The organism is Mesorhizobium sp. M7A.F.Ca.AU.002.02.1.1 (genome assembly GCF_003998535.1).
GTDB classification, from domain to species: domain Bacteria; phylum Pseudomonadota; class Alphaproteobacteria; order Rhizobiales; family Rhizobiaceae; genus Mesorhizobium; species Mesorhizobium ciceri.
Genome location: NZ_RZPB01000832.1, coordinates 1 through 2,462 on the forward strand (window position 1 = coordinate 1; position 2,462 = coordinate 2,462).

At 65.1% G+C, this 2,462-nt stretch carries 1 protein-coding gene; it reads left to right on the top strand.

The features are described from left to right. On the top strand, window positions 1–2,462 hold a 2,462-nt coding region (locus EN879_RS31975), incomplete at both ends, for an indolepyruvate ferredoxin oxidoreductase family protein (protein ID WP_164774713.1).

The following is a 2,462-nucleotide window of genomic DNA, read 5'->3' on the forward strand; positions in this document are numbered from 1 at the left end:
GCTCAGGCGATGTGTTCCGCCACGCCAACCTCGCCGGATCGTCGAAGCATGGCGGCGTGCTTGCGCTGATGGGCGACGACCATATGGCCGAATCCTCGACCAACGCGCACGCCACCGAATTCCTGTTCGTCGACACGATGGTGCCGATCCTCAACCCGGCCGGTGTCCAGGAGATCATCGACTACGGGCTCTACGGCTTCGCCATGTCGCGCTTTGCCGGCACGTGGGCGGCGATCAAATGCGTCAAGGACAACATCGAATCGACCGCCTCGGTCGATGCCGCGCTCGAGCGGCTGAACATCGTCGTGCCGGAGTTCGACATGCCGCCTGGCGGTCTCAACATCCGCCACGAGATCGACATGCTCGGCCAGGAAGAGCGGCTGCATGAACACAAGCGCGCCGCGGCCTCCGCCTTCATCCTTGCCAATGGGCTGAACCGCATCGTCTATTCGGGCGGCCGCAATCCGAAGATCGGCATCATCACGCTCGGCAAGAGCTATCTCGACGTTCGCCAGGCGCTGGAGGATATCGGCATCGACGAAGCGGCCGCCAACCGCATCGGGGTGCGGCTGTTCAAGGTCGGCTGCCCCTGGCCGCTCGACCTGCATCACATCGCCGGTTTCGCCCGCGGCCTCGACACCATCGTCGTCGTCGAGGAGAAGCGCTCGCTGATCGAGGTACAGTTGCGCGAAAGCCTTTATGGCACTGCCACCCAACCGGTCATTATCGGCAAGAAGGACGAGCGCGGCGACTGGCTGTTTCCGGCCAAAGGCGCGCTCGATCCCAACGAGATCGCCATCGCGCTTGGCGAGAGGATCGTCAGGACCATCGGCCCGTCCGAAGAGATTTCGGCGCGGGTGGCAAAACTGCGCCAGTTCCAGGCAATGCTCACCGAGGCCACCGACATCGGCTCGCGCACGCCGTTCTTCTGTTCCGGTTGCCCGCACAATTCGTCCACCAAGGTGCCGGACGGCTCGATCGCCGCGGCCGGCATCGGCTGCCACTTCATGGCGCTGTGGATGGACCGCAACACAGTCGGCTTCACGGCCATGGGCGGCGAGGGCGCGCAATGGGTCGGCCAGGCGCCGTTCTCCAAGCGCGAGCACATCTTCCAGAATCTTGGCGACGGCACCTACAACCATTCCGGTACGCTGGCGATCCGCTTCGCGCTGTCGAGCGATGCCAACATCACCTACAAGATCCTCTACAACGACGCGGTCGCCATGACCGGCGGCCAGCCGCACGAAGGCGGCCTGACCGTCGATATGATTGCCAGGCAGGTGCGGGCAGAGGGTGTCGACCGCATTGCCATCGTCACGGATGAGCCGGACAAATATGCTGGCAAAGCCGAATTCCCGGCCGGTGCCACTATCCATCACCGCGACGACCTCGATCTCGTCCAGCGCGAGCTGCGCGACGTCAAGGGCGTTTCGGTCTTGCTCTACGACCAGACCTGCGCCGCCGAAAAACGCCGCCGCCGCAAGCGCGGCACATTCCCCGATCCCGACAAGCGCGTCTTCATCAACGAACTGGTCTGCGAAGGCTGCGGCGATTGCGGCGTACAGTCGAACTGCGTCTCGATCCAGCCGGTCGAGACCGAATTCGGCCGCAAGCGCAAGATCGACCAGTCGAGCTGCAATAAGGATTTCTCCTGCGTCAACGGCTTCTGCCCGTCCTTCGTCACTGTGCACGGCGCCAAGATCCGCAAGGCCGAGGGCCTGGCCGGCAAGGCCGATCCGCTGGAAGGCGTGCCCGTGCCGGCGCAATTCCCGCTTGGCGAGCAGGGCTGGGCGGCGATCATCGACGGCGTCGGCGGCACCGGCGTCGTCACCGTCGGTGCGGTGCTAGGCATGGCGGCGCATCTTGAGGACAAGGGCTGCGGCATGATCGACATGGCCGGCCTCGCCCAGAAGGGCGGCTCGGTGTTCACCCATGTCCGCATCGCTCGTACCCCGGACGACATCCATGCAATCCGCGTTTCGGCGGGGAAGGCCGATCTCGTGCTTGGCTGCGATCTCGTCGTGTCGGGCGCCAAGAAGGTGCTGACCGCGGTGCGCGAGGGCCACACCATCTTCGTCGCCAACACCGCCGAGATCATGCCCGGCGAATTCGCCCGCTCGGCCGATTTTTCGTTGCCGATAGAGCGGCTGAAAAAGGCGATCCGCGCGGCTGCGGGCGACGACAAGGCACATTTCTTCGATGCCACCCGCACTGCCACGGCACTTTTCGGCAATTCGCTCGGCGCCAACATGTTCATGCTTGGCTTTGCCTTCCAGCACAGCGGCCTGCCGCTGTCCGCCGAGGCGGTCGAGAAGGCGATCGAGCTCAATGGCGAAGCCGTGGCGATGAACATCGCCGCCTTCCGCTGGGGCCGTCGCGCTGCCCATCCGCCGGATTTCGTGCGCGGGCTGGTTGCCCAGCCGGGTCCGACCGCGGCTGGAAAGGCAGGCCGGGCCACGGGC